Raw genomic sequence first — 23,130 nt, forward strand, 5'->3', positions numbered from 1 at the left:
GGGGCGCCCCCGGGGGGCTTCGCCGGGGCCGCGGGCGCGGCGCACCCGCCGGCGGGGGGCCGCGGGACACCGACACCCCGGGGGGGGGGGCCCGCCCCCCCCCGCCCCCCCCCACCCCGGCGGCAACGTTTCTTCTCAGTTCTCCTCGTGAGCGACCGCGCGGCGCGCGTCCGCGTCGAGGACGCCCCAGCTGATCAGCTGCTCGGTCAGCACCGAGGGCGACTGGTCGTAGATGACCGCGAGCGTGCGCAGGTCGTCCTGGCGGATCGACAGCACCTTGCCGTTGTAGTCACCGCGCTGCGACTGGATCGTCGCCGCGTAGCGCTGCAGCGGGCCGGCCTTCTCCTGCGGGACGTGGGCAAGCCGCTCCAGGTCGAGGACGAGCTTCGGCGGCGGCTCGGCGGCCCCGCCCGGGGTCGTGCCCGGCAGGAGCTCCTGCACCGGGACGCCGTAGAAGTCCGCCAGCTCGGCGAGGCGCTGCACCGTCACGGCGCGGTCACCACGCTCGTACGAGCCGACCACGACGGCCTTCCAGCGGCCCTGGGACTTCTCTTCCACACCGTGGAGGGAAAGGCCCTGCTGGGTGCGGATGGCACGGAGCTTGGCCCCGAGCTGCTTTGCGTATTCGCTGGACATATAGCTCCCCGGACGCTGGACGCTGTAGACAACGTGCGGCTCCGCCGCCTGGCTGGTAACTCACTGTGAGGTTACGCAGCGTTACTCTCCTCCGTCAAGCCGAATGGTCCGTACCGCCCCCTCCCGGGGGACGGCGCCCGGAGTGGCGGCAGGGTGGTGAGCAGGGCAGTCACCCGCCCCTGGTAGAGTCGAGGGCGCAAATCCGACGTCCTTTAAGGTCCGTCCCGTGAGGCGGAGAAGGAGGTCCGTTTCATATGGACGCACAGCAGCACACCGATGCGGCACGCCCTGTTCTCGAGGGCCCCGACATCGCGCGGGTCCTGACCCGCATCGCCCACGAGATCGTCGAGCGCGCCAAGGGCGCCGACGACGTGGTCCTCCTCGGCATCCCGACGCGTGGCGTCTTCCTCGCCCGTCGACTGGCCGACAAGCTCGCCGAGATCACCGGACGCAAGATCCCGGTGGGCTCGCTCGACATCACCATGTACCGCGACGACCTGCGGATGAAGCCCGCCCGCGCCATCGGCCGCACCGAGATCCCCGGTGACGGCATCGACGGCCGGCTGGTCGTCCTCGTCGACGACGTGCTCTTCTCCGGCCGTACGATCCGCGCCGCGCTCGACGCGCTCGGCGACATCGGCCGCCCCAGGGCCGTCCAGCTCGCGGTCCTCGTCGACCGCGGCCACCGCGAACTTCCGATCCGCGCCGACTACGTCGGCAAGAACCTCCCCACGTCGCTGCGCGAGACGGTCAAGGTCCAGCTCGCCGAGGAGGACGGTCGCGACACCGTGCTGCTCGGCAGCAAGACCTCCGCCTAGCCGGTCCGGCTTTACGACGGGTCCAGGGCACACCCCTGCGCGCCCGCACCCGACGGGGTCTCCCGGAACACCCCCGGACCCCCCACCTCCCGACCACGGAGAACACCCCGATGATGCGCCACCTCATCTCGGCCGCCGACCTCACGCGCGACGACGCCGTCCTCATCCTCGACACCGCCGAGGAGATGGCGCGGGTCGCCGACCGGCCGATCAAGAAGCTGCCCACGCTGCGCGGCCGGACCATCTGCAACCTCTTCTTCGAGGACTCCACCCGTACCCGGATCTCCTTCGAGGCCGCCGAGAAGCGCCTCTCCGCCGACGTGATCAACTTCGCGGCCAAGGGCTCCAGCGTCTCCAAGGGCGAGTCCCTCAAGGACACCGCGCAGACCCTGGAGGCGATGGGCGTCGACGCCGTCGTCATCCGCCACGGCGCCTCCGGCGCCCCGTACCGGCTCGCCACCTCCGGCTGGATCGACGCCCCGGTCATCAACGCCGGCGACGGCACCCACCAGCACCCCACCCAGGCCCTGCTGGACGCCTTCACCATGCGCCGCCGCCTCGTCGGCCGCGACACCGGCCTCGGCCAGGACCTCGCGGGCAAGCGCATCACGCTCGTCGGCGACGTCCTGCACAGCCGGGTCGCCCGCTCCAACGTCGACCTGCTGCACACCCTCGGCGCCGAGGTCACCCTGGTGGCCCCGCCCACGCTCGTCCCCGTCGGCGTCGAGACCTGGCCCTGCGACATCAGCTACGACCTCGACAGCGTGCTGCCGAAGTCCGACGCCGTCATGATGCTGCGTGTGCAGCGCGAGCGGATGAACGCGGCCTTCTTCCCGACCGAGCGCGAGTACTCGCGGCGGTACGGGCTCGACGGCGACAGGATGGCGAGGATGCCCGAGCACGCCATCGTCATGCACCCCGGCCCGATGGTCCGCGGCATGGAGATCACCGCCGAGGTCGCCGACTCCGACCGCTGCACGGTCGTCGAGCAGGTCGCCAACGGCGTCTCCATCCGCATGGCCGTCCTCTACCTGCTTCTGGGCGGCAACGAGCCCGCCGTCAGTCACATGCGTACCGAGGAGAGCAAGTAACCATGAGCAAGATTCTTATCCGCGGTGCCAAGGTGCTGGGCGGCGAGGCGCAGGACGTCCTGATCGACGGCGAGACCATCGCCGAGGTCGGTACGGGCCTGTCCGCCGAGGGCGCGACGGTGATCGAGGCCGAGGGCCGGATCCTGCTGCCCGGCCTGGTCGACCTCCACACCCATCTGCGCGAGCCCGGCCGTGAGGACTCCGAGACCGTCCTCACCGGTACCCGGGCCGCCGCCTCCGGCGGCTACACCGCCGTCTTCGCGATGGCCAACACCTTCCCGGTCGCCGACACCGCCGGTGTCGTCGAGCAGGTCTACCGGCTCGGCAAGGAGTCCGGCTACTGCGACGTGCAGCCCATCGGCGCCGTCACCGTCGGCCTCGAGGGCAAGAAGCTCGCCGAGCTCGGCGCCATGCACGACTCCGCCGCCGGCGTCACGGTCTTCTCCGACGACGGCAAGTGCGTCGACGACGCCGTGATGATGCGCCGCGCCCTGGAGTACGTGAAGGCCTTCGGCGGCGTCGTCGCCCAGCACGCCCAGGAGCCCCGCCTCACCGAGGGCGCCCAGATGAACGAGGGCATCGTCTCCGCCGAACTCGGTCTCGGCGGCTGGCCGGCCGTCGCCGAGGAGTCGATCATCGCCCGCGACGTGCTCCTCGCCGAGCACGTCGGCTCCCGGGTCCACATCTGCCACCTCTCCACCGCCGGCTCCGTCGAGATCGTCCGCTGGGCCAAGTCCCGCGGCATCGACGTCACCGCCGAGGTCACCCCGCACCACCTCCTCCTCACCGACGAGCTGGTGCGCTCGTACAACCCGGTCTACAAGGTCAACCCGCCGCTGCGCACCGAGCGTGACGTGATGGCGCTGCGCGAGGCCCTGGCCGACGGCACCATCGACATCGTCGCCACCGACCACGCCCCGCACCCGCACGAGGACAAGGACTGCGAGTGGGCCGCGGCCGCCATGGGCATGGTCGGCCTGGAGACCGCGCTCTCCGTCGTCCAGCAGACGATGGTCGAGACCGGACTCCTCGACTGGGCCGGCGTCGCCGACCGGATGTCCGTCAAGCCTGCCGAGATCGGGCAGGCCAAGGGCCACGGACGCCCCGTCTCGGCAGGTGAGCCCGCCAACCTGACCCTGGTCGATCCGGCATACCGTGGACCCGTGGACCCCGCGGGCTTCGCCTCCCGCAGCCGCAACACCCCCTACGAGGGCCGCGAGCTGCCGGGACGTATCACCCACACCTTCCTGCGGGGCCGGGCAACGCTCGTCGACGGGAAGCTGGCGTGACACTCATCGAACTCGCCGCCGAGGCCGAGAAGAAGTCGGCGGAGGTGACCGACTGGGCCGGGCGGATCGGCTGGGTCGCGGGACTCCTGCTCTTCATCGCCTTCGTCTACTGGCTGATGCGCCAGGGATGGAAGTGGCGCGGCAGCCTCCAGTCGGACCTCCCCGAACTGCCGGGAATGCCCGAGACCGCCGGTGAGGCGACACTGAAGCTCACCGGTCGGTACCACGGCTCGACCACGGCCGGGCAGTGGCTCGACCGGATCGTCGCCCACGGCCTCGGCACCCGCAGCCGCGTCGAGCTCACTCTGACGGACGCGGGGATCGAGGTCGTACGCCCCGGGGCGAACGACTTCCTCATCCCGGCCGCGGCCCTGCGCGAGGCCCGGCTCGACAAGGGAATCGCGGGCAAGGTCCTCGCCGAGGGCGGGCTGCTGATCGTCACGTGGGCGCACGGCGAGAAGCTGCTCGACTCCGGCTTCCGGTCCGACCGGGCGGCGGAGCACGCCACCTGGGTCGAGACCCTGAACAGCATGATCAAGACGACGGAAGGCACCGCACGATGACGACCTCCACCCGGGGAACCGGCAAAGTTCCCGCCGTACTCGTCCTGGAGGACGGCCGCATCTTCCGCGGCCGCGCCTACGGGGCCGTGGGGGAGACCTTCGGCGAGGCCGTGTTCTCCACCGGCATGACCGGCTACCAGGAGACCCTGACCGACCCGTCGTACCACCGCCAGGTCGTCGTGATGACCGCGCCGCACGTCGGCAACACCGGCGTCAACGACGAGGACCCCGAGTCCTCCCGCATCTGGGTCTCCGGCTACGTCGTCCGCGACCCCGCGCGCGTCTCCTCCAACTGGCGCGCGAAGCGCTCGCTGGACGAGGAGCTCGCCGCCCAGGGCGTCGTCGGCATCTCCGGCATCGACACCCGCGCCCTCACCCGCCACCTGCGCGAGAGCGGCGCCATGCGCGTCGGCATCTTCTCCGGCAACGTGCTGCCCGACGAGGGCACCATGCTCGCCGAGGTCCGCCAGGCCCCCGAGATGACCGGCGCGAACCTCTCCGCCGAGGTCGCCACCAAGGAGACGTACGTCGTCCCCGCGATCGGCGAGAAGAAGTTCACCGTCGCCGCCGTCGACCTCGGCATCAAGGGCATGACCCCGCACCGCATGGCCGAGCGCGGCATCGAGGTGCACGTGCTGCCCGCCACCGCCACCGCCGAGGACGTCTACGCCGTCCAGCCCGACGGAGTCTTCTTCTCCAACGGCCCCGGCGACCCGGCCACCGCAGACGGCCCCGTCGCCGTCATGCAGGCCGTCCTGGAGCGAAAGACCCCGCTCTTCGGCATCTGCTTCGGCAACCAGATCCTCGGCCGCGCCCTCGGCTTCGGCACCTACAAGCTGAAGTACGGCCACCGCGGCATCAACCAGCCGGTGCAGGACCGTACGACCGGCAAGGTCGAGGTCACCGCGCACAACCACGGCTTCGCCGTCGACGCGCCCCTCGACAAGGTCTCCGAGACCCCCTACGGGCGTGCCGAGGTCTCGCACGTCTGCCTGAACGACAACGTGGTGGAAGGCCTCCAGCTGCTCGACCAGCCGGCCTTCTCCGTCCAGTACCACCCCGAGGCGGCCGCGGGCCCGCACGACGCCGCGTACCTCTTCGACCGTTTCGTATCCCTGATGGAGGCCGAGCGTGCCTAAGCGCACCGATATCCAGTCCGTCCTGGTCATCGGCTCCGGCCCGATCGTCATCGGCCAGGCCGCCGAGTTCGACTACTCCGGGACCCAGGCCTGCCGCATCCTCAAGGCCGAGGGCCTGCGGGTCATCCTGGTGAACTCCAACCCGGCGACGATCATGACCGACCCGGAGATCGCCGACGCCACCTACGTCGAGCCGATCACCCCCGAGTTCGTCGAGAAGATCATCGCGAAGGAGCGCCCCGACGCGCTCCTGCCCACCCTCGGCGGCCAGACCGCGCTCAACACCGCGATCTCCATGCACGAGCAGGGTGTCCTGGAGAAGTACGGCGTCGAGCTCATCGGCGCCAACGTGGAGGCCATCCACAAGGGCGAGGACCGCGACCTCTTCAAGGGCGTCGTCGAGGCCGTCAAGGCCAAGATCGGCTACGGCGAGTCCGCCCGCTCGGTCATCTGCCACTCCATGGACGACGTCCTCAAGGGCGTCGACACGCTCGGCGGCTACCCCGTCGTCGTGCGCCCCTCCTTCACCATGGGCGGCGCCGGCTCCGGCTTCGCCCACGACGAGGACGAGCTCCGCCGCATCGCCGGCCAGGGCCTCACGCTCTCTCCCACCACCGAGGTGCTCCTGGAGGAGTCCATCCTCGGCTGGAAGGAGTACGAGCTGGAGCTGATGCGCGACAAGAACGACAACGTCGTGGTCGTCTGCTCCATCGAGAACTTCGACCCGATGGGCGTCCACACCGGTGACTCGATCACCGTCGCCCCGGCGATGACCCTCACCGACCGCGAGTACCAGCGGCTGCGCGACATCGGCATCGCGATCATCCGCGAGGTCGGCGTCGACACCGGCGGCTGCAACATCCAGTTCGCGGTCAACCCGGACGACGGCCGGATCATCGTCATCGAGATGAACCCGCGCGTCTCCCGCTCCTCCGCTCTGGCCTCCAAGGCGACCGGTTTCCCGATCGCGAAGATCGCGGCGCGTCTCGCCGTCGGCTACACGCTGGACGAGATCCCCAACGACATCACGGAGAAGACCCCGGCGTCCTTCGAGCCCACGCTCGACTACGTCGTCGTCAAGGCCCCGCGATTCGCCTTCGAGAAGTTCCCGCAGGCCGACTCCACGCTGACCACGACCATGAAGTCCGTCGGCGAGGCCATGGCCATCGGCCGTAACTTCACCGAGGCGCTGCAGAAGGCCCTGCGCTCCCTGGAGAAGAAGGGCTCGCAGTTCACCTTCGTCGGCGAGCCCGGGGACAAGGCCGAGCTGCTGAGCGAGGCGGTCCGCCCGACCGACGGCCGCATCAACACCGTCATGCAGGCCATCCGCGCCGGGGCCACCCCCGAGGAGGTCTTCGAGGCCACGAAGATCGACCCCTGGTTCGTCGACCAGCTCTTCCTCATCAAGGAGATCGCCGACGAGCTCGTCGAGGCCGAGAAGCTCCACCCCGAGCTGCTCGCCGAGGCCAAGCGCCACGGCTTCTCCGACGTCCAGATCGCCGAGATCCGCGGCCTGCGCGAGGACGTCGTCCGTGAGGTCCGGCACGCGCTCGGCGTCCGCCCGGTCTACAAGACGGTCGACACCTGCGCCGCCGAGTTCGCCGCCAAGACCCCGTACTTCTACTCCTCGTACGACGAGGAGAGCGAGGTCGCGCCGCGCACCAAGCCCGCCGTGATCATCCTCGGCTCCGGCCCGAACCGCATCGGCCAGGGCATCGAGTTCGACTACTCCTGCGTCCACGCCTCCTTCGCCCTGAGCGACGCCGGCTACGAGACCGTGATGGTCAACTGCAACCCGGAGACCGTCTCCACCGACTACGACACCTCCGACCGCCTGTACTTCGAGCCGCTGACGCTCGAGGACGTCCTGGAGATCGTGCACGCCGAGACGCTGGCCGGCCCCGTCGCCGGTGTCGTCGTCCAGCTCGGCGGCCAGACCCCCCTGGGCCTCTCCCAGGCGCTCAAGGACAACGGCGTGCCGGTCGTCGGCACCTCCCCGGAGGCCATCCACGCCGCCGAGGACCGCGGCGCCTTCGGCCAGGTCCTCGCCGAGGCGGGCCTCCCGGCCCCCAAGCACGGCACCGCGACCACCTTCGCCGGCGCCAAGGCCATCGCCGACGAGATCGGCTACCCCGTCCTCGTACGCCCCTCGTACGTGCTCGGCGGCCGCGGCATGGAGATCGTCTACGACGAGACCCGCCTGGAGTCGTACATCGCCGAGTCCACCGAGATCAGCCCCACCCGGCCGGTCCTGGTCGACCGCTTCCTCGACGACGCCATCGAGATCGACGTCGACGCCCTCTACGACGGCCACGAGCTCTACCTCGGCGGCGTCATGGAGCACATCGAGGAAGCCGGCATCCACTCCGGCGACTCGGCCTGCGCCCTGCCCCCGATCACCCTCGGCGGCTTCGACATCAAGCGCCTGCGCGCCTCCACGGAGGCCATCGCCAAGGGCGTCGGCGTGCGCGGCCTGATCAACATCCAGTTCGCGATGGCCGGCGACATCCTGTACGTCCTCGAGGCCAACCCGCGCGCCTCCCGGACCGTCCCCTTCACCTCGAAGGCGACCGCCGTACCGCTGGCGAAGGCCGCCGCCCGCATCTCGCTCGGCGCCACCATCGCCGAGCTGCGCGAGGAGGGCCTGCTCCCGAAGACCGGCGACGGCGGCACCCTGCCGCTCGACGCGCCGATCTCCGTCAAGGAGGCCGTGATGCCGTGGACCCGCTTCCGCGACATCCAGGGCCGCGGCGTGGACACCGTCCTCGGCCCGGAGATGCGCTCCACCGGCGAGGTCATGGGCATCGACACCGTCTTCGGCACGGCGTACGCCAAGTCGCAGGCCGGCGCCTACGGCCCGCTGCCCACCAAGGGCCGCGCCTTCATCTCCGTCGCCAACCGCGACAAGCGCTCGATGATCTTCCCGGCGCGCGAGCTGGTCGCCCACGGCTTCGAGCTGATGGCCACCTCCGGCACGGCGGAGGTGCTCAAGCGCAACGGCATCAACGCCACGATCGTGCGCAAGCAGTCCGAGGGCGAGGGCCCGAACGGCGAGAAGACGATCGTCCAGCTCATCCACGACGGCCAGGTCGACCTGATCGTCAACACCCCGTACGGCACCGGTGGCCGCCTCGACGGCTACGACATCCGTACGGCGGCGGTCGCCCGCTCCGTCCCGTGCCTCACCACGGTCCAGGCGCTCGCCGCCGCCGTCCAGGGCATCGAGGCGCTGGGCCACGGCGACGTCGGCGTCCGCTCGCTCCAGGAACACGCGGAACACCTGACCGCGGCCCGCGACTAGCAACCCACGAGGGGGACACCGGAAACGGTGTCCCCCTCTTGCTGAGGACACCCACATGTACAAGTTCTTCTTCGACCTCGTCTTCAAGCGGATGGACCCGGAGCAGGCCCACCACCTGGCCTTCCGCTGGATCCGCCTGGCCGCCCGCGTCCCGGTGCTCCGCACCTTCGTCGCAGCCGTGCTCGCGCCCCGGTACAAGGAGCTGCGCACCGAGGCCCTCGGCCTGCGCATGCACGGCCCCTTCGGCCTCGCGGCCGGCTTCGACAAGAACGCCGTCGCCATCGACGGCATGTCGATGCTCGGCTTCGACCACATCGAGATCGGCACGGTCACCGGCGAGGCCCAGCCCGGCAACCCCAAGAAACGGCTCTTCCGGCTGGTCCCGGACCGCGCGCTCATCAACCGCATGGGATTCAACAACGAGGGCTCCGCCGCCGTCGCCGAACGCCTCCACGCGCGCGTGCCGGTCTTCAAGACCGTCGTGGGCGTCAACATCGGCAAGACCAAGGTCGTCCCGGAGGCCGAGGCCGCCGCCGACTACGTGAAGTCCACCGAGCGCCTCGCCCGGTACGCCGACTACCTGGTCGTCAACGTCTCCTCCCCTAACACCCCGGGCCTGCGCAACCTCCAGGCCACCGAGTCCCTGCGCCCGCTGCTCACCGCGGTACGCGAGGCGGCCGACCGCACGGTCACCGACCGCCGCGTCCCGCTCCTGGTCAAGATCGCCCCCGACCTGGCCGACGAGGACGTCGACGCCGTCGCCGACCTGGCCCTGGAGCTCGGCCTCGACGGCATCATCGCCACCAACACCACCATCGCCCGGGAGGGCCTCGGCCTGAAGTCCGACCCGGCTCTGGTGAAGGAGACCGGCGGTCTGTCCGGCGCCCCGGTCAAGGAGCGCTCCCTGGCCGTGCTCAGGCGCCTCCACGCGCGCGTGGGCGACCGCCTCGTCCTCGTGGGTGTCGGCGGCATCGAGAACGCCGAGGACGCCTGGCAGCGCATCCTGGCCGGCGCCACCCTGATCCAGGGCTACAGCGCCTTCATCTACGAGGGCCCGTTCTACGCCCGCGCGATCCACAAGGGCCTCGCCGCGCGCCTCGCCGCCTCCCCGTACGCCACCCTCGCCGAGGCCGTCGGCGCCGACAACCGAAAGGCCGTGAAGTGACCCTCTCCTTCGGAACCCGCCTGCGCTCGGCCATGGACGAGCGCGGCCCGCTCTGCGTCGGCATCGACCCGCACGCCGCCCTGCTGGCCTCCTGGGGCCTGGACGACGACATCGCGGGCCTGGAGCGCTTCACGTTCACGGTCGTCGAGGCGCTCGCGGAGAGCGTCGCCGTCTTCAAGCCGCAGTCCGCGTTCTTCGAGCGCTTCGGCTCGCGCGGTGTCGCCGTCCTGGAACGTGCCGTCGCCGAGCTGCGGGCCGCGGGCGGCCTGGTGGTCATGGACGCCAAGCGCGGGGACATCGGCTCCACCATGGCCGCGTACGCCGAGGCCTTCCTGCGCAAGGACTCCCCGCTCTTCTCGGACGCGCTCACGGTCTCGCCGTACCTCGGATACGGCTCCCTGCAGCCGGCCGTCGACCTGGCGAGGGAGTCCGGCGCGGGCCTCTTCGTCCTGGCCCTCACGTCCAACCCGGAGGGCGCCGAGGTCCAGCGGGCCGTCCGCGAGGACGGGCGCACCATCGGCGCCACCATGCTGGCCCACCTCGCCGAGGAGAACGCGGGGGAGACCCCCATGGGCTCCTTCGGCGCGGTGGTCGGCGCGACGCTGGGCGATCTCTCCTCGTTCGACCTGGACATCAACGGCCCGATCCTCGCCCCCGGCCTCGGTGCCCAGGGCGCGACCCCGGCCGACCTCCCCGCGGTCTTCGGTGCGGCGGTCCGCAACGTGGTCCCCAACGTCAGCCGGGGCGTCCTGAAGCACGGTCCGGACGCCGCCGCCCTGCGCGCCTCGGCGGAGCGCTACGCGACCGAGATCCGCGAGGCGGTCGCCGTCTGACGGCGACCGGTGCCGCCCACGCCGCGGCCGTCCGACGCCGCCGAAGCGGGCCGCCGGGCCAACCCGCAGGTGAGGGCCGTCTCAATACTTGACAAGATCCTTACCTAAAACCCGGTTGTTATGCCGGAAAAGTCCTGGTCGGTCGATGCTGACCAGGACTTTTCGCTTGTTCTCGCTGACTGGAGAGACATTGGCCGCTAGTCTCCGGGGCAGAGCCAGCGTTCGACGGCCACTTGCGTTGATCGCTGCTCCACTGGTGTGGGGCGACTAGGTCCTCACCGGTCCGTATCCGACAGTTCGACATCCGAGGTGACGTAGGCGTGGCTCTTCCGCCCCTTACCCCTGAACAGCGCGCAGCCGCGCTCGAAAAGGCCGCCGCGGCTCGCCGGGAGCGGGCCGAGGTCAAGAATCGACTCAAGCACTCCGGCGCCTCCCTCCACGAGGTCATCAAGCAGGGCCAGGAGAACGACGTCATCGGCAAGATGAAGGTCTCCGCGCTGCTCGAGTCCCTCCCCGGCGTGGGCAAGGTCCGCGCCAAGCAGATCATGGAGCGGCTCGGGATCTCCGAGAGCCGTCGTGTGCGCGGGCTCGGTTCCAACCAGATCGCCTCCCTGGAGCGCGAGTTCGGCAGCACCGGCGCCTGAGACGGGACCGCCGTCCCAGGCACCCCCGTAAAGCTGGAATAATCGCTGCATGGCAGCAGAGGTACGTCCGCGGCTGACCGTGCTCTCCGGCCCCTCCGGGGTGGGTAAGAGCACGGTCGTCGCTCATATGCGCAAGGTCCACCCCGAGGTCTGGCTCTCGGTGTCGGCCACGACACGAAAGCCGCGCCCCGGCGAGAAGCACGGCGTCCAGTACTTCTTCGTCACGGACGACGAATTCGACAAGCTGGTCGCCAACGGGGAACTCCTCGAATGGGCCGAGTTCGCGGGCAACCGCTACGGCACGCCGCGTCAGGCGGTTCTGGAGCGCCTGGAGGCCGGTGAGCCGGTCCTCCTGGAGATCGACCTCCAGGGCGCCCGGCAGGTCAAGGAGTCCATGCCGGACTCGCAGCTGGTCTTCCTGGCCCCGCCGAGCTGGGACGAGCTGGTCCGCCGGCTCACCGGCCGCGGCACCGAGTCGCCCGAGGTCATCGAGCGCCGGCTGGAGGCCGCGAAGATCGAACTGGCCGCCGAGACGGAGTTCGACACCACCCTGGTCAACACCTCCGTCGAGGACGTGGCGCGTGAGCTGCTAGCCTTGATGAACGTTGTTTGATCTTTTTCTGATCACCTGGATCTGATCATCCCGATCAGCTCACCCAGAAGTTTCTTCGGAAGGCTAGAGCGTGTCCTCTTCCATCACCGCGCCCGAGGGCATCATCAACCCGCCGATCGACGAGCTGCTCGAGGCCACCGACTCGAAGTACAGCCTCGTGATCTACGCGGCCAAGCGCGCGCGTCAGATCAACGCGTACTACTCGCAGCTCGGCGAGGGCCTGCTCGAGTACGTCGGTCCGCTCGTCGACACCCACGTCCACGAGAAGCCGCTCTCGATCGCCCTGCGCGAGATCAACGCGGGTCTGCTGACCTCCGAGGCCATCGAGGGCCCGGCGCAGTAAGCACGTACGAACGTAACGTTCGTCACCACAGGCCCGGCGGAACATCCGCCGGGCCTGTGGTGTCTCATGGAGTCGTACGCATCCGTACGCATCCGATGACGCATTCCGAGTGCGGGGAGTGGCAGTGGTGACCAAGCCGAAGGTCGTTCTGGGCGTCAGCGGCGGCATCGCCGCCTACAAGGCCTGTGAGCTGCTCCGGCGGCTGACCGAGTCGGGTCACGACGTCCGCGTCGTGCCGACGGCCTCCGCCCTGAACTTCGTGGGCGCGGCCACCTGGTCCGCCCTCTCCGGCAACCCCGTCTCCACCGAGGTGTGGGAGTCCGTCCACGAGGTCCCGCACGTACGGATCGGGCAGGGCGCCGACCTCGTCGTCGTGGCCCCCGCCACCGCCGACATGCTCGCCAAGGCCGCGCACGGCCTCGCCGACGACCTGCTGACGAACACGCTGCTCACCGCCCGCTGTCCGGTCGTCTTCGCCCCGGCGATGCACACCGAGATGTGGGAGCACCCCGCCACCCAGGAGAACGTGGCCACGCTGCGCCGGCGCGGCGCCGTCGTCATCGAGCCCGCCGTCGGCCGGCTGACCGGCGTCGACACCGGCAAAGGCCGGCTGCCGGACCCCGGCGAGATCTTCGAGGTCTGCCGTCGGATCCTCTCGCGCGGCACGGCAGCCCCCGACCTTGTCGGCCGCCATGTCGTGGTCAGCGCGGGCGGCACCCGCGAGCCCCTCGACCCGGTCCGCTACCTGGGCAACCGTTCCTCCGGCAAGCAGGGCTACGCCCTGGCCAAGGCCGCTGCCGCCCGCGGCGCCCGGGTCACGCTCGTCGAGGCCAACACCGGCATCCCCGACCCCGCCGGGGTCGACGTCGTCCACGTCGGCACCGCGGTCCAGCTGCGCGAGGCCGTCCTCAAGGCTGCGGCCGACGCCGACGCGGTGGTCATGGCCGCCGCCGTCGCCGACTTCCGCCCCGCCGTCTACGCCCCCGGCAAGATCAAGAAGCGGGACGACGTCGAGGCCCCGGTCGTCGAGCTGGTCCGCAACCCCGACATCCTCGCCGAGATCTCGGCCGACCGGGCCCTGCCGGGCCAGGTGGTCGTGGGCTTCGCCGCCGAGACGGACGACGTCCTGGCCAACGGCCGCGAGAAGCTCCGCCGCAAGGGCTGCGACCTGCTCGTGGTCAACGAGGTGGGCGAGCGCAAGACCTTCGGCTCCGAGGAGAACGAGGCCGTGATCCTCGCCACCGACGGCTCCGACACGCCCGTGCCGTACGGGCCGAAGGAAGCCCTCGCCGAGAAGGTCTGGGACCTCGTCGCACCCCGCCTGCGGTCCGTTCCCGGCGAGAATTCGGGGAAATCTCACTCGCGGCCGGATTTCACCGTCCCAGCCGAGTGAATTCCCCGGGAATCCGGTCCAAGCGGGCGATCCGAGCCGGTGGGAGCGGAGCGGACCGGACCGGAATCGGCGAGCGCGACGCTCCCATCTTCCGAGACACCTGGCCCAATGGCTGACGACGCCCGATAGACTGTTCTTGGTACGACGCGGGGCGCAGCCCCCTGCCGTCCGACATTGTTCAGCCAGCAGCCGCTGCAACCCCAGGGAGCATTGTGTCCCGTCGTCTGTTCACTTCGGAGTCCGTGACCGAAGGTCACCCCGACAAGATCGCTGACCAGATCAGCGACACCATTCTCGACGCGCTCCTCCGCGAGGACCCCACCTCCCGCGTGGCCGTCGAGACGCTGATCACCACCGGCCTCGTGCACGTCGCCGGTGAGGTCACCACGAAGGCGTGGGCCGACATCCCCACCCTCGTTCGGAACAAGATCCTCGAGATCGGGTACGACTCCTCGAAGAAGGGCTTCGACGGCGCCTCCTGCGGCGTCTCGGTCTCCATCGGGTCGCAGTCCCCGGACATCGCGCAGGGCGTCGACACGGCGTACGAGAAGCGCGTCGAGGGCGACGAGGACGAGCTGGACAAGCAGGGCGCCGGCGACCAGGGCCTGATGTTCGGCTACGCGTCGGACGAGACCCCGGAGCTGATGCCGCTCCCGATCTACCTCGCGCACCGGCTCTCCCGCCGCCTGACCGAGGTCCGCAAGAACGGGACGATCCCGTACCTGCGCCCCGACGGCAAGACCCAGGTCACCGTCGAGTACGACGGTGACAAGGCCGTCCGCCTCGACACGGTCGTGGTCTCCTCGCAGCACGCCTCGGACATCGACCTCGAGTCGCTGCTCGCGCCCGACATCCGTGAGTTCGTCGTCGAGCACGTCCTGAAGCAGCTCGTCGAGGACGGCATCAAGCTGGACGTCGACGGCTACCGCCTCCTGGTCAACCCGACCGGCCGCTTCGAGATCGGCGGTCCGATGGGCGACGCCGGCCTCACCGGTCGCAAGATCATCATCGACACGTACGGCGGCATGGCCCGCCACGGCGGCGGTGCCTTCTCCGGCAAGGACCCGTCCAAGGTCGACCGCTCGGCCGCCTACGCGATGCGCTGGGTCGCCAAGAACGTCGTGGCCGCCGGCCTCGCCTCGCGCTGCGAGGTCCAGGTCGCGTACGCGATCGGCAAGGCGGAGCCCGTCGGTCTCTTCGTGGAGACCTTCGGCACGAACACGATCGAGACCGAGAAGATCGAGAACGCCATCGGCGAGGTCTTCGACCTCCGCCCGGCCGCGATCATCCGCGACCTCGACCTGCTCCGCCCGATCTACGCCCAGACCGCGGCGTACGGCCACTTCGGCCGCGAGCTCCCCGACTTCACCTGGGAGCGCACGGACCGCGTGGACGCCCTCCGCAAGGCCGCGGGCCTGTAACCCGCGCCTCGGCACGACGCCACGGAAGCCCGGCACCCCTCGGGGGCGCCGGGCTTCCGTGCGTCCGGCCCCGTCACGGTTGTCAGTGCGGTCTGGTAGGTATGGGGCTGTGAGCAGCGAGAACGAGACGCCCGAGGGTGCGGCCGGTGATTCGCACGAGCAGCTCGCGCTCATTCGGGAGTCCGTGCGGAAGGCGAAGGTGCCGCGGGCCAAGCCGCGGACGTGGCGGGGGGCCACGCTGGCCAAGGAGCTGCCCGTCGCGCGGGTGGTGGTCAACAAGGGAGTGCTCCATCTCGACCAGTTCTTCGACTACGCCGTGCCCGAGGAGCTGGACGCCGTCGCGCAGCCCGGGGTGCGGGTGCGGGTGCGGTTCGGGGCCGGGGCGCATCAGGTCAGGGACGGGCGGCGCGAGGGCGGGCGGCTGATCGACGGGTTCCTCGTCGAGCGGCGGGCCGAATCGGACTACAAGGGCGCCCTTGCCGCGCTCGCCGACGTCGTGTCGCCCGAGCCGGTGCTGAGCGCCGAGCTCCTGGGGCTCGCCCGGGCCGTCGCCGACCGGTACGCGGGGAGCCTGGCGGACGTGCTCCAGCTCGCGATTCCGCCCCGGAGCGCGCGGGCCGAGGGGAAAGCCTCCCCGGAGCCACTGCCCCCGCCCGCAGCGCCCGAGGCGGGCACCTGGGCGCGGTACGAACGCGGACCGGGGTTCCTGGACGCCCTGGCCCGGGGTGGCGCGCCGCGCGCCGTGTGGAACGCTCTGCCGGGGCCGTACTGGGCCGAGGAGCTGGCCCGGGCCGTAGGAGCGACGCTCGCCTCCGGGCGGGGCGCGCTGGTCGTCGTACCCGACGGGCGGGCGGCCGCGCGCGTGGACGCGGCGCTGGCGGCCCTCCTGGGGCCCGGGCGGCACGCGCTGCTCACGGCGGAGACCGGACCGGAGAAGCGGTACGCCCAGTGGCTGGCGGTACGGCGGGGCTCCGTGCGGGCGGTCGTCGGTACGCGTGCGGCGATGTTCGCGCCCGTCCGCGACCTCGGGCTCGTCGCGATCTGGGACGACGGGGACGGCAGCCACAGCGAGCTCCACGCCCCGCAGCCCCACGCGCGCGACGTCCTGCTGCTGCGTGCCGCCCACGACAAGTGCGCGTTTCTGCTCGGCTCGACCAGCTGCACCGTCGAGGCCGCGCAGCTCGTGGAGTCCGGCTGGGCCTCGCCGATCGTCGCCGGCCGCGATCAGGTACGCGTCGCCGCCCCGCTGGTACGGACCGTGGGGGACGAACTGCTCGCCCGCGACGAGGCGGCGCGCGCCGCGCGGCTGCCGTCGCTGGCCTGGGAGACCGTACGGGAGGGCCTGAAGACCGGCCCCGTGCTCGTCCAGGTGCCGCGGCGGGGTTACGTACCGAGGCTGGCGTGCGAGCGCTGCCGGACGCCCGCCCGCTGCCGGCACTGCGCCGGACCCCTGGAGGCACCCGAGCAACAGGAGCTGCGGTGCGGCTGGTGCGGGCTCGGCGCGCCGGACTGGCACTGCGTGGCGTGCGGTGCGACGCGGCTGCGGGCCCAGATCGTGGGGGCGCGGCGTACGGCGGAGGAGCTGGGCCGGGCGTTCCCGGCCGTGCCGGTACGGACGTCGGGACGGGACCACGTCCTGGACACCGTGCCCGGACGCCCCGCGCTCGTGGTGTCCACACCGGGCGCGGAGCCGGTCGCCGAGGGTGGCTACGCGGCCGCGCTGCTCCTCGACGGCTGGGCGATGCTCGGCCGTCCCGATCTGCGGGCGGGGGAGGAGGCGCTGCGGCGCTGGATCGACGCGGCCTCGCTGGTACGGGGGCAGGGTGAAGGCGGCACGGTGGTGGTGGTCGCGGAGCCCACGCTGCGGCCGGTGCAGGCGCTGGTGCGGTGGGATCCCGTCGGCCACGCCCAGCGCGAGCTGGCGGAGCGGGCGGAGCTGGGCTTCCCGCCGGTGTCCCGGATGGCGGCGGTCTCCGGCCTGCCGGAGGCGGTCGCGGCGTTCCTCGCGGCGGCCGAACTGCCCGGCGACGCGGAGGTGTTGGGCCCGGTTCCGCTGCCCGTCGTACGGCCCGGGGGACCTCGCCGCCCGGGGGACACCCCGCCGGGCGAGCAGTGGGAACGTGCCCTGGTCCGCGTTCCCCCGGGCAACGGCGCGGCGTTGGCGGCGGCTCTGAAGAAGGCGCAGGCGGCGCGGCTGGCGCGAGGTGGGGGGGAACCGGTACGGGTGCGGGTGGACCCGCCGGACATCGGCTGAAGCGGGGCGGGCCGCGAGGGCCGGCGCCGCCGGCCCTGTCCACCCTCAACCCACGACGGCGCCGCACCTGGGGGCACCGCCAGGCACGGGGTGCCTGGGCCCGGCAAGGGCGCCGTCCCGTGTGCCCACCCGTCCCGCCCCAGCGGGACAGTTGCCCACACAACGGGGTGGGGGAGGGTGGGCACCGTCCCAGCGGGGCGGTTGCCCACACGGCAGGCGGGCGTGCCGGGTCAGCCGTTGCGGGGGCCCGGGAAGGCCGAGGTGCGGGAGTCCTCACGGAGGGACGGGGCCGCGGGCGTCGGCTGCGGCGGCATCGTGCGGGCCGGCGGCACCACCGGGAGCGTGCGCGTCGTTCCCGGCTCCGGGGTGCGCTCCTGCTCCACCACGGCCCCCGGCTGAGGCGCGCGACGGGAGCCGTAACGGCGGTGGACAGCCTGCTTCGTGACCCCGAGCGCCGAGCCCACCGCGTCCCACGAGAACCCCAGCGAGCGGTCGAAGTCGACCGCCGCCGTCACCAGCGTCTCGACGCTGTCCCGCAGCTCCTGGGCGAGCCGGACGGTCGGCGCGGGTGCCCGTCCGTAGACGACGAAGCCCGTCGACGGACCGGAGCGGCGCGGGCGGTAGACATTGCCCAACTGGGCCGTGAGCGTGCGCAGTGCGTCGACCTGGCGCCGGACCCGCTCGATGTCCCGCACCAACAGATGCAGACTTGCCCGGGCTTGGGCGTCGTGGGTTGCGTGGTCGGCCATGTCTAAGCCTCTCGAACCGGCGTGGAATAGGGTCGGGCCACGACGAGGGGGCGGGCCCGTTTCGGTCAATCTCTCTTGACCAACGCGCTACCACGGGTTGGGTCACGCTGCGGGGGCGTACACGCATATGCGCGGGGCGCTCGCCGTCACGTACGCCCCCTCGTGCCACGGCCTCTAGACTGGTGCGCTGCCCTCCCCCACGCTCTCGGCTGCGCTCGAGCAGGGGGGTACCCCCATCGCCCCGAGATGCGAGGTTTTCCGAGTGAAGCTGGTCTTCGCAGGCACCCCCGAGGTCGCCGTGCCCGCCCTGGATGCCCTGCTCGCCTCCGGCCGGCACGAGGTGGCTGCCGTCGTCACCCGCCCCGACGCCCCCGCCGGCCGCGGCCGGCGCCTGGTGGCGAGCCCGGTCGCCGAGCGGGCGGAGGAGGCCGGGATCGAGATCCTCAAGCCCACGCGGCCCCGGGACGAGGCGTTCCTCGCCCGGCTGCGGGAGATCGCCCCGGACTGCTGCCCAGTCGTGGCCTACGGCGCGCTGCTGCCCAAGGTCGCCCTCGACATCCCGGCCCACGGCTGGGTCAATCTGCACTTCTCGCTGCTGCCCGCGTGGCGCGGCGCGGCGCCCGTGCAGCACGCCGTCATGGCGGGTGACGAGGTGACGGGCGCGTCGACGTTCCAGATCGAGGAGGGGCTCGACTCCGGACCGGTCTACGGCGTGATCACCGAGGACGTCCGTCCCACCGACACCAGCGGCGACCTGCTCACCCGGCTCGCCTTCGCGGGCGCGGGCCTGCTCGCCGCGACGATGGACGGCATCGAGGACGGCACCCTGAAGGCCGTTGCGCAGCCGGCCGACGGCATCACCCTCGCGCCCAAGATCCAGGTCGAGGACGCTCACGTCGACTGGAAGACCCCGGCGCTGCGCGTGGACCGCGTCGTGCGCGGCTGCACGCCCGCCCCGGGCGCGTGGACCGTGTTCCGCGGCGAGCGCCTCAAGCTGATCCAGGCGGCGCTGGTCGCCGACCGTACGGACCTCACGCCCGGCGAGCTCGCGGCGGGCAAGAACAACGTGTACGTCGGCACCGGCTCGCACGCCGTCGAGCTGCTCTGGGTCCAGCCGCAGGGCAAGAAGCCGATGAAGGCCGCCGACTGGGCCCGCGGCGTCCGCATCGCCCCGGGCGAGCGCGTGGGCGTCTAGCGAGGGGGCGGCGAGCCGGCCTCGGGCCTGATCGCCGCCGAGGCGCCCGACGTCGGCATGGGGCATTTTCGGGGTGCGGGGGCGGCGGACGTAGGCTGAGAGGGTTCGACCTCGTCTTTTCTCACGCGGAGCACCTTTGAGCGAGCAGGCACGTCGCCGTCCCCCCAAGCCGTACCGGCGCCCCCAGAAGGATCCCGTGCGGATCCTCGCCTTCGAGGCGCTCAGGGCGGTCGACGAGCGGGACGCGTACGCGAACCTCGTGTTGCCGCCGCTGCTGAAGAAGGCCCGGGAGAAGGGCGACTTCGACGGACGTGACGCCGCGCTCGCGACCGAGCTGGTCTACGGCACGCTGCGGCGCCAGGGGACGTACGACGCCATCGTGTCCGCCTGCATCGACCGGCCGCTCCGCGAGGTCGACCCGCCGGTCCTGGACGTGCTGTCGCTCGGTGCCCACCAGCTGCTCGGTACGCGCATCCCGACGCACGCCGCCGTCTCCGCCAGCGTGGAGCTCGCGCGCGTGGTGCTCGGGGACGGGCGGGCCAAGTTCGTGAACGCCGTTCTGCGGAAGATCTCGCAGCACGACCTCGACACCTGGGTGGAACAGGTCGCGCCGCCCTACGAGGACGACGCCGAGGACCACCTCGCGGTCGTCCACTCGCACCCCCGCTGGGTCGTCTCCGCGCTCTGGGACGCTCTCGGCGGCGGCCGGGCCGGGATCGAGGACCTGCTCGAGGCCGACAACGAGCGCCCCGAGGTCACGCTGGTGGCCCGCCCCGGCCGCGCCACCACCGAGGAGCTCACCGGCGAGGACACCCTGCCCGGCCGCTGGTCGCCCTACGCGGTGCGGCTGGCCGAGGGCGGCGAGCCCGGGGCCATCGAGGCCGTCAAGGACGGGCGCGCGGGCGTCCAGGACGAGGGCAGCCAGCTCGTCGCCATCGCGCTCGCCAACGCGCCCCTGGAGGGCCGCGACGAGCGCTGGCTCGACGGCTGCGCGGGCCCCGGCGGCAAGGCGGCCCTCCTGGGCGCGCTGGCCGCCGAGCGCGGCGCCGCCCTGCTCGCCTCCGAGAAGCAGCCGCACCGCGCCCGACTCGTCGAACGGGCGCTGGCCGGCAACCCCGGCCCGTACCAGGTCATCGCCGCCGACGGCACCCGCCCGCCGTGGCGCCCCGGCTCCTTCGACCGCGTCCTCATGGACGTGCCCTGCTCGGGCCTCGGCGCCCTGCGCCGCCGCCCCGAGGCCCGCTGGCGCCGCCGCCCGCAGGACCTGGACGGCTTCGCCCCGCTCCAGCGCGGGCTGCTGCGCGAGGCGCTCTCGGCGGTCCGCGTCGGGGGAGTCGTCGGGTACGCGACCTGCTCGCCGCACCTGGCCGAGACCCGTGTCGTCGTCGAGGACGTCCTCAAGGGCCGCGGCGGCCCGGCGGTCGAGGCGGAGTGGATCGACGTACGCCCGCTGATGCCCGGCGTCCCCGCGCTCGGTGAGGGGCCGGACGTCCAGCTGTGGCCGCACCTCCACGGCACGGACGCGATGTATCTGGCGCTGCTTCGCCGTACGGCCTGACGGGCGGATCCGCGTCCGTCCGGCATATGGACAGGGGGCGAACCCGGAATCGGGTCCGAATCCGGTCCGAATCCGTACCGAACCCGCGCGGATCCCGGTCCGAAACCGCTCCGCGGCAAAGAAGTGCCCAAGAACATGGCAGGCTTGGCACATGGCGCAGATCAACCCCAGCATCCTGTCCGCAGACTTCGCCCGCCTCGCCGATGAGGCGAAGGCCGTCGCCGGTGCCGACTGGCTGCATGTCGATGTCATGGACAACCACTTCGTGCCCAACCTGACGCTCGGCGTGCCGATCGTCGAGTCGCTCGCCCGGGCCACGGACACCCCGCTGGACTGCCACCTCATGATCGAGGACCCGGACCGCTGGGCCCCGCAGTACGTCGAGGCCGGCGCCGGGTCCGTCACCTTCCACGTCGAGGCGGCGGCCGCCCCCGTGCGGCTGGCGCGCGAGATCCGGGCCAAGGGGGCGCGTGCCTCGATGGCCCTGAAGCCCGCCACCCCCATCGAGCCGTACGAGGACCTGCTCCCCGAGCTGGACATGCTGCTGATCATGACCGTCGAGCCGGGCTTCGGCGGGCAGGCCTTCCTCGACATCATGCTGCCCAAGATCCGTCGCACCCGTGAGCTCATCTCCAAGCACGGACTGGAGCTGTGGCTGCAGGTCGACGGCGGGGTGGCCGAATCCACCATCGAGCGGTGCGCCGAGGCCGGCGCCGACGTCTTCGTCGCCGGGTCGGCGGTCTACGGCGCCCAGGACCCGGCCGAGGCCGTCCGTTCCCTCCGCGCACAGGCCGAGTCCGCGACCGCGACGGCGGCGTGGGCGTGTGGCCACTGAGCCTCCGGCAGATGAACGCGGTCCGTCGGAGCGCCGACAGGACCGATCGTGACCCGCCGGATCTGACAGGATGAACGGCGAGTCCAGAGTGTGAACGACAGCAGGACGACAGCAGCACGACGCGGCACGTGGGCAGCGGTACGTGAACAGAGCTAAGGAGATCGCGGTGGCGGGAATCTCGGCGGGACGGTCAGCCCTGCGGATGGGACCCGCGGAGCTGGTGCAGGCGGCGGCCATGGCGCGCCGTTTCTACCTCGAGGGCAAGTCCAAGATCCAGATCGCCGAGGAGTTCGGCGTGAGCCGCTTCAAGGTGGCCCGGGTCCTGGAGACCGCGCTCGAACGCGACCTCGTACGGATCGAGATCCGCGTCCCGGCCGAGCTGGACGCGGAGCGCTCGGACGCGCTCCGCGCCCGGTACGGGCTCCGCCACGCCGTCGTCGTCGAGTCCCCGGCGGAGGGCGAGGACGAGTCGCCCGACCCGGAGAACCTCGGCGAGGTCGCGGCCGACCTGCTCGGCGAGCTGGTCAACGAGGGTGACGTCCTGGGCCTTGCCTGGGGCCGCTCGACCATCCACATGGCTGCCGCCCTCGACCGGCTGCCCCCGTGCACGGTCGTCCAGCTCACCGGCGTGTACGACGCCGGGACCGCCGAGCGCGGCTCGGTCGAGGCGGTACGGCGTGCGGCCCAGGTCTCGGGCGGCGAGGCGCACCCCATCTACGCGCCGATGCTGCTGCCCGACCCGGCCACGGCGGCCGCGCTGCGCAACCAGACGGGCATCGCGCGCGCCTTCGAGTACTTCGACAAGGTCACCGTCGCCTGTGTGTCCATCGGTTCCTGGGAGCCGGGCATCTCGACCGTGCACGACATGCTCACGGACGAGGAGCGCGCCCACTACGCCTCCCTCGGCGTCGCCGCCGAGATGTCCGCGCACCTCTTCGACGCCGAGGGGCGCCGGGTGGGCCGTGACCTGGGAGAGCGCTGCATCACGGTCGAGGCGGACCGGCTGCGCCGGATCCCCGAGGTCGTGGCGATCGCGGGCGGCCAGCGCAAGGCGGCGGCGATCGGCGCGGTGCTCCGCTCCGGGCTCGTCACCAGCCTCGTGACCGACCGCGCCGCGGCCGACTACCTCCTCACCGAGTCCGTCCCGGGCCCGCGCCCGGCGCTGGAGCGGAAGGACCCGGACGGCGTCTGACGCCGCGGGACGAGGACCGCGCGGGGCGGCCTCGGACCGGGTGACCCGCGGAGCGGGCCGCCTCTGACGGGGCGGCCATCGCGCGGGCGGCCTTCGGG

General features: G+C 71.9%; 20 protein-coding genes. 18 read left to right on the forward strand and 2 right to left on the reverse strand.

Translation table 11 applies throughout. The features are described from left to right. Positions 1–135: 135 nt before the first annotated feature. Entirely contained in the window at positions 136–636 is a 501-nt protein-coding gene (gene bldD / locus ACFY8U_RS29620; RefSeq protein ID WP_015032294.1) for a transcriptional regulator BldD, read from the reverse strand. A gap of 254 nt (positions 637–890) precedes the next feature. On the opposite strand from bldD, the gene pyrR reads away from it, so the two are divergent. From pyrR to ACFY8U_RS29690, 14 genes are all read left to right on the forward strand, one after another. Continuing rightward, positions 891–1,454 carry a bifunctional pyr operon transcriptional regulator/uracil phosphoribosyltransferase PyrR gene (gene pyrR / locus ACFY8U_RS29625; RefSeq protein WP_361445175.1) on the forward strand — a complete coding sequence of 188 codons (564 nt, stop codon included), beginning with the start codon at positions 891–893 and terminating at the stop codon, positions 1,452–1,454. 110 nt (positions 1,455–1,564) lie between these two features. Beyond that, positions 1,565–2,545, forward strand: a complete 981-nt coding sequence (locus ACFY8U_RS29630; RefSeq protein ID WP_361604709.1) for an aspartate carbamoyltransferase catalytic subunit — start codon at positions 1,565–1,567, stop codon at positions 2,543–2,545. 2 nt (positions 2,546–2,547) lie between these two features. After that, entirely contained in the window at positions 2,548–3,834 is a 1,287-nt protein-coding gene (locus tag ACFY8U_RS29635) for a dihydroorotase (RefSeq protein WP_361767271.1), read from the forward strand. After that, the gene (locus ACFY8U_RS29640) at positions 3,831–4,397 is read left to right on the forward strand and encodes a hypothetical protein (RefSeq protein WP_361767269.1); all 567 of its coding nucleotides are present in this window, start codon (positions 3,831–3,833) and stop codon (positions 4,395–4,397) included. The genes ACFY8U_RS29635 and ACFY8U_RS29640 overlap by 4 nt, the downstream gene beginning before the upstream one ends. Then, the gene (gene carA, locus ACFY8U_RS29645; RefSeq protein WP_361604701.1) at positions 4,394–5,536 is read left to right on the forward strand and encodes a glutamine-hydrolyzing carbamoyl-phosphate synthase small subunit; all 1,143 of its coding nucleotides are present in this window, start codon (positions 4,394–4,396) and stop codon (positions 5,534–5,536) included. The genes ACFY8U_RS29640 and carA overlap by 4 nt, the downstream gene beginning before the upstream one ends. Further along, complete coding sequence (carB, locus tag ACFY8U_RS29650; RefSeq protein WP_389575342.1) at positions 5,529–8,837, forward strand: carbamoyl-phosphate synthase large subunit; 3,309 nt, start codon at positions 5,529–5,531, stop codon at positions 8,835–8,837. The genes carA and carB overlap by 8 nt, the downstream gene beginning before the upstream one ends. A 55-nt stretch (positions 8,838–8,892) precedes the next feature. Next, the gene (locus ACFY8U_RS29655; protein ID WP_389575343.1) at positions 8,893–10,002 is read left to right on the forward strand and encodes a quinone-dependent dihydroorotate dehydrogenase; all 1,110 of its coding nucleotides are present in this window, start codon (positions 8,893–8,895) and stop codon (positions 10,000–10,002) included. Then, the gene (gene pyrF / locus ACFY8U_RS29660; RefSeq protein WP_389575344.1) at positions 9,999–10,835 is read left to right on the forward strand and encodes an orotidine-5'-phosphate decarboxylase; all 837 of its coding nucleotides are present in this window, start codon (positions 9,999–10,001) and stop codon (positions 10,833–10,835) included. Before ACFY8U_RS29655 ends, pyrF begins: the two co-directional genes overlap by 4 nt. A gap of 320 nt (positions 10,836–11,155) precedes the next feature. After that, positions 11,156–11,479, forward strand: coding sequence for an integration host factor (locus tag ACFY8U_RS29665; protein WP_026246651.1), 324 nt, complete (start codon positions 11,156–11,158; stop codon positions 11,477–11,479). 49 nt (positions 11,480–11,528) lie between these two features. After that, on the forward strand, positions 11,529–12,092 hold the full coding sequence (gene gmk, locus ACFY8U_RS29670) for a guanylate kinase (RefSeq protein WP_361604689.1): 564 nt from the start codon (positions 11,529–11,531) through the stop codon (positions 12,090–12,092). Positions 12,093–12,162: 70 nt separating this feature from the next. Further along, entirely contained in the window at positions 12,163–12,435 is a 273-nt protein-coding gene (gene rpoZ / locus ACFY8U_RS29675; RefSeq protein WP_005319902.1) for a DNA-directed RNA polymerase subunit omega, read from the forward strand. A gap of 127 nt (positions 12,436–12,562) precedes the next feature. Then, the gene (gene coaBC, locus ACFY8U_RS29680) at positions 12,563–13,828 is read left to right on the forward strand and encodes a bifunctional phosphopantothenoylcysteine decarboxylase/phosphopantothenate--cysteine ligase CoaBC (RefSeq protein WP_389575345.1); all 1,266 of its coding nucleotides are present in this window, start codon (positions 12,563–12,565) and stop codon (positions 13,826–13,828) included. Positions 13,829–14,040: 212 nt separating this feature from the next. Continuing rightward, positions 14,041–15,249, forward strand: a complete 1,209-nt coding sequence (gene metK, locus ACFY8U_RS29685; protein WP_389575346.1) for a methionine adenosyltransferase — start codon at positions 14,041–14,043, stop codon at positions 15,247–15,249. A gap of 109 nt (positions 15,250–15,358) precedes the next feature. Then, a complete protein-coding gene (locus ACFY8U_RS29690) occupies positions 15,359–17,503 on the forward strand; it encodes a primosomal protein N' (RefSeq protein WP_389575347.1) in 2,145 nt (714 codons plus the stop codon). A 230-nt stretch (positions 17,504–17,733) separates the two neighbouring features. On the opposite strand, the gene ACFY8U_RS29695 is transcribed toward ACFY8U_RS29690, so the two are convergent. Continuing rightward, positions 17,734–18,252 (reverse strand): hypothetical protein, encoded by a 519-nt coding sequence (locus tag ACFY8U_RS29695; RefSeq protein ID WP_389575348.1) that lies wholly within the window; start codon positions 18,250–18,252, stop codon positions 17,734–17,736. Positions 18,253–18,514: 262 nt separating this feature from the next. Here ACFY8U_RS29695 and fmt point away from each other — a divergent pair, with 262 nt between their 5' ends. The 4 genes from fmt (at position 18,515) to ACFY8U_RS29715 (ending at position 23,032) form a co-directional block, all read left to right on the forward strand. Further along, positions 18,515–19,447 carry a methionyl-tRNA formyltransferase gene (gene fmt / locus ACFY8U_RS29700; RefSeq protein ID WP_361445136.1) on the forward strand — a complete coding sequence of 311 codons (933 nt, stop codon included), beginning with the start codon at positions 18,515–18,517 and terminating at the stop codon, positions 19,445–19,447. Positions 19,448–19,583: 136 nt separating this feature from the next. Further along, positions 19,584–21,005, forward strand: coding sequence for a transcription antitermination factor NusB (locus ACFY8U_RS29705; protein WP_361445133.1), 1,422 nt, complete (start codon positions 19,584–19,586; stop codon positions 21,003–21,005). Positions 21,006–21,156: 151 nt separating this feature from the next. Next, positions 21,157–21,840, forward strand: coding sequence for a ribulose-phosphate 3-epimerase (gene rpe / locus ACFY8U_RS29710; RefSeq protein ID WP_361445130.1), 684 nt, complete (start codon positions 21,157–21,159; stop codon positions 21,838–21,840). A 142-nt stretch (positions 21,841–21,982) separates the two neighbouring features. Further along, positions 21,983–23,032: a sugar-binding domain-containing protein gene (locus ACFY8U_RS29715; protein WP_361445127.1), complete on the forward strand. Its 1,050-nt coding sequence runs from the start codon at positions 21,983–21,985 to the stop codon at positions 23,030–23,032. Positions 23,033–23,130: the final 98 nt, after the last annotated feature.

The sequence above is a fragment of the Streptomyces sp. NPDC012508 genome, assembly GCF_042902595.1.
Classification (GTDB): domain Bacteria; phylum Actinomycetota; class Actinomycetes; order Streptomycetales; family Streptomycetaceae; genus Streptomyces.

What these genes read in the sequence shown, in the direction of transcription:
- bldD (WP_015032294.1), bottom strand. Translation starts at nt 636, where the DNA reads ATGTCCAGCGAATACGCAAAGCAGCTCGGGGCCAAGCTCCGTGCCATC.
- pyrR (WP_361445175.1), top strand. Translation starts at nt 891, where the DNA reads ATGGACGCACAGCAGCACACCGATGCGGCACGCCCTGTTCTCGAGGGC.
- ACFY8U_RS29630 (WP_361604709.1), top strand. Translation starts at nt 1,565, where the DNA reads ATGATGCGCCACCTCATCTCGGCCGCCGACCTCACGCGCGACGACGCC.
- ACFY8U_RS29635 (WP_361767271.1), top strand. Translation starts at nt 2,548, where the DNA reads ATGAGCAAGATTCTTATCCGCGGTGCCAAGGTGCTGGGCGGCGAGGCG.
- carA (WP_361604701.1), top strand. Translation starts at nt 4,394, where the DNA reads ATGACGACCTCCACCCGGGGAACCGGCAAAGTTCCCGCCGTACTCGTC.
- ACFY8U_RS29655 (WP_389575343.1), top strand. Translation starts at nt 8,893, where the DNA reads ATGTACAAGTTCTTCTTCGACCTCGTCTTCAAGCGGATGGACCCGGAG.
- gmk (WP_361604689.1), top strand. Translation starts at nt 11,529, where the DNA reads ATGGCAGCAGAGGTACGTCCGCGGCTGACCGTGCTCTCCGGCCCCTCC.
- ACFY8U_RS29695 (WP_389575348.1), bottom strand. Translation starts at nt 18,252, where the DNA reads ATGGCCGACCACGCAACCCACGACGCCCAAGCCCGGGCAAGTCTGCAT.
- rpe (WP_361445130.1), top strand. Translation starts at nt 21,157, where the DNA reads ATGGCGCAGATCAACCCCAGCATCCTGTCCGCAGACTTCGCCCGCCTC.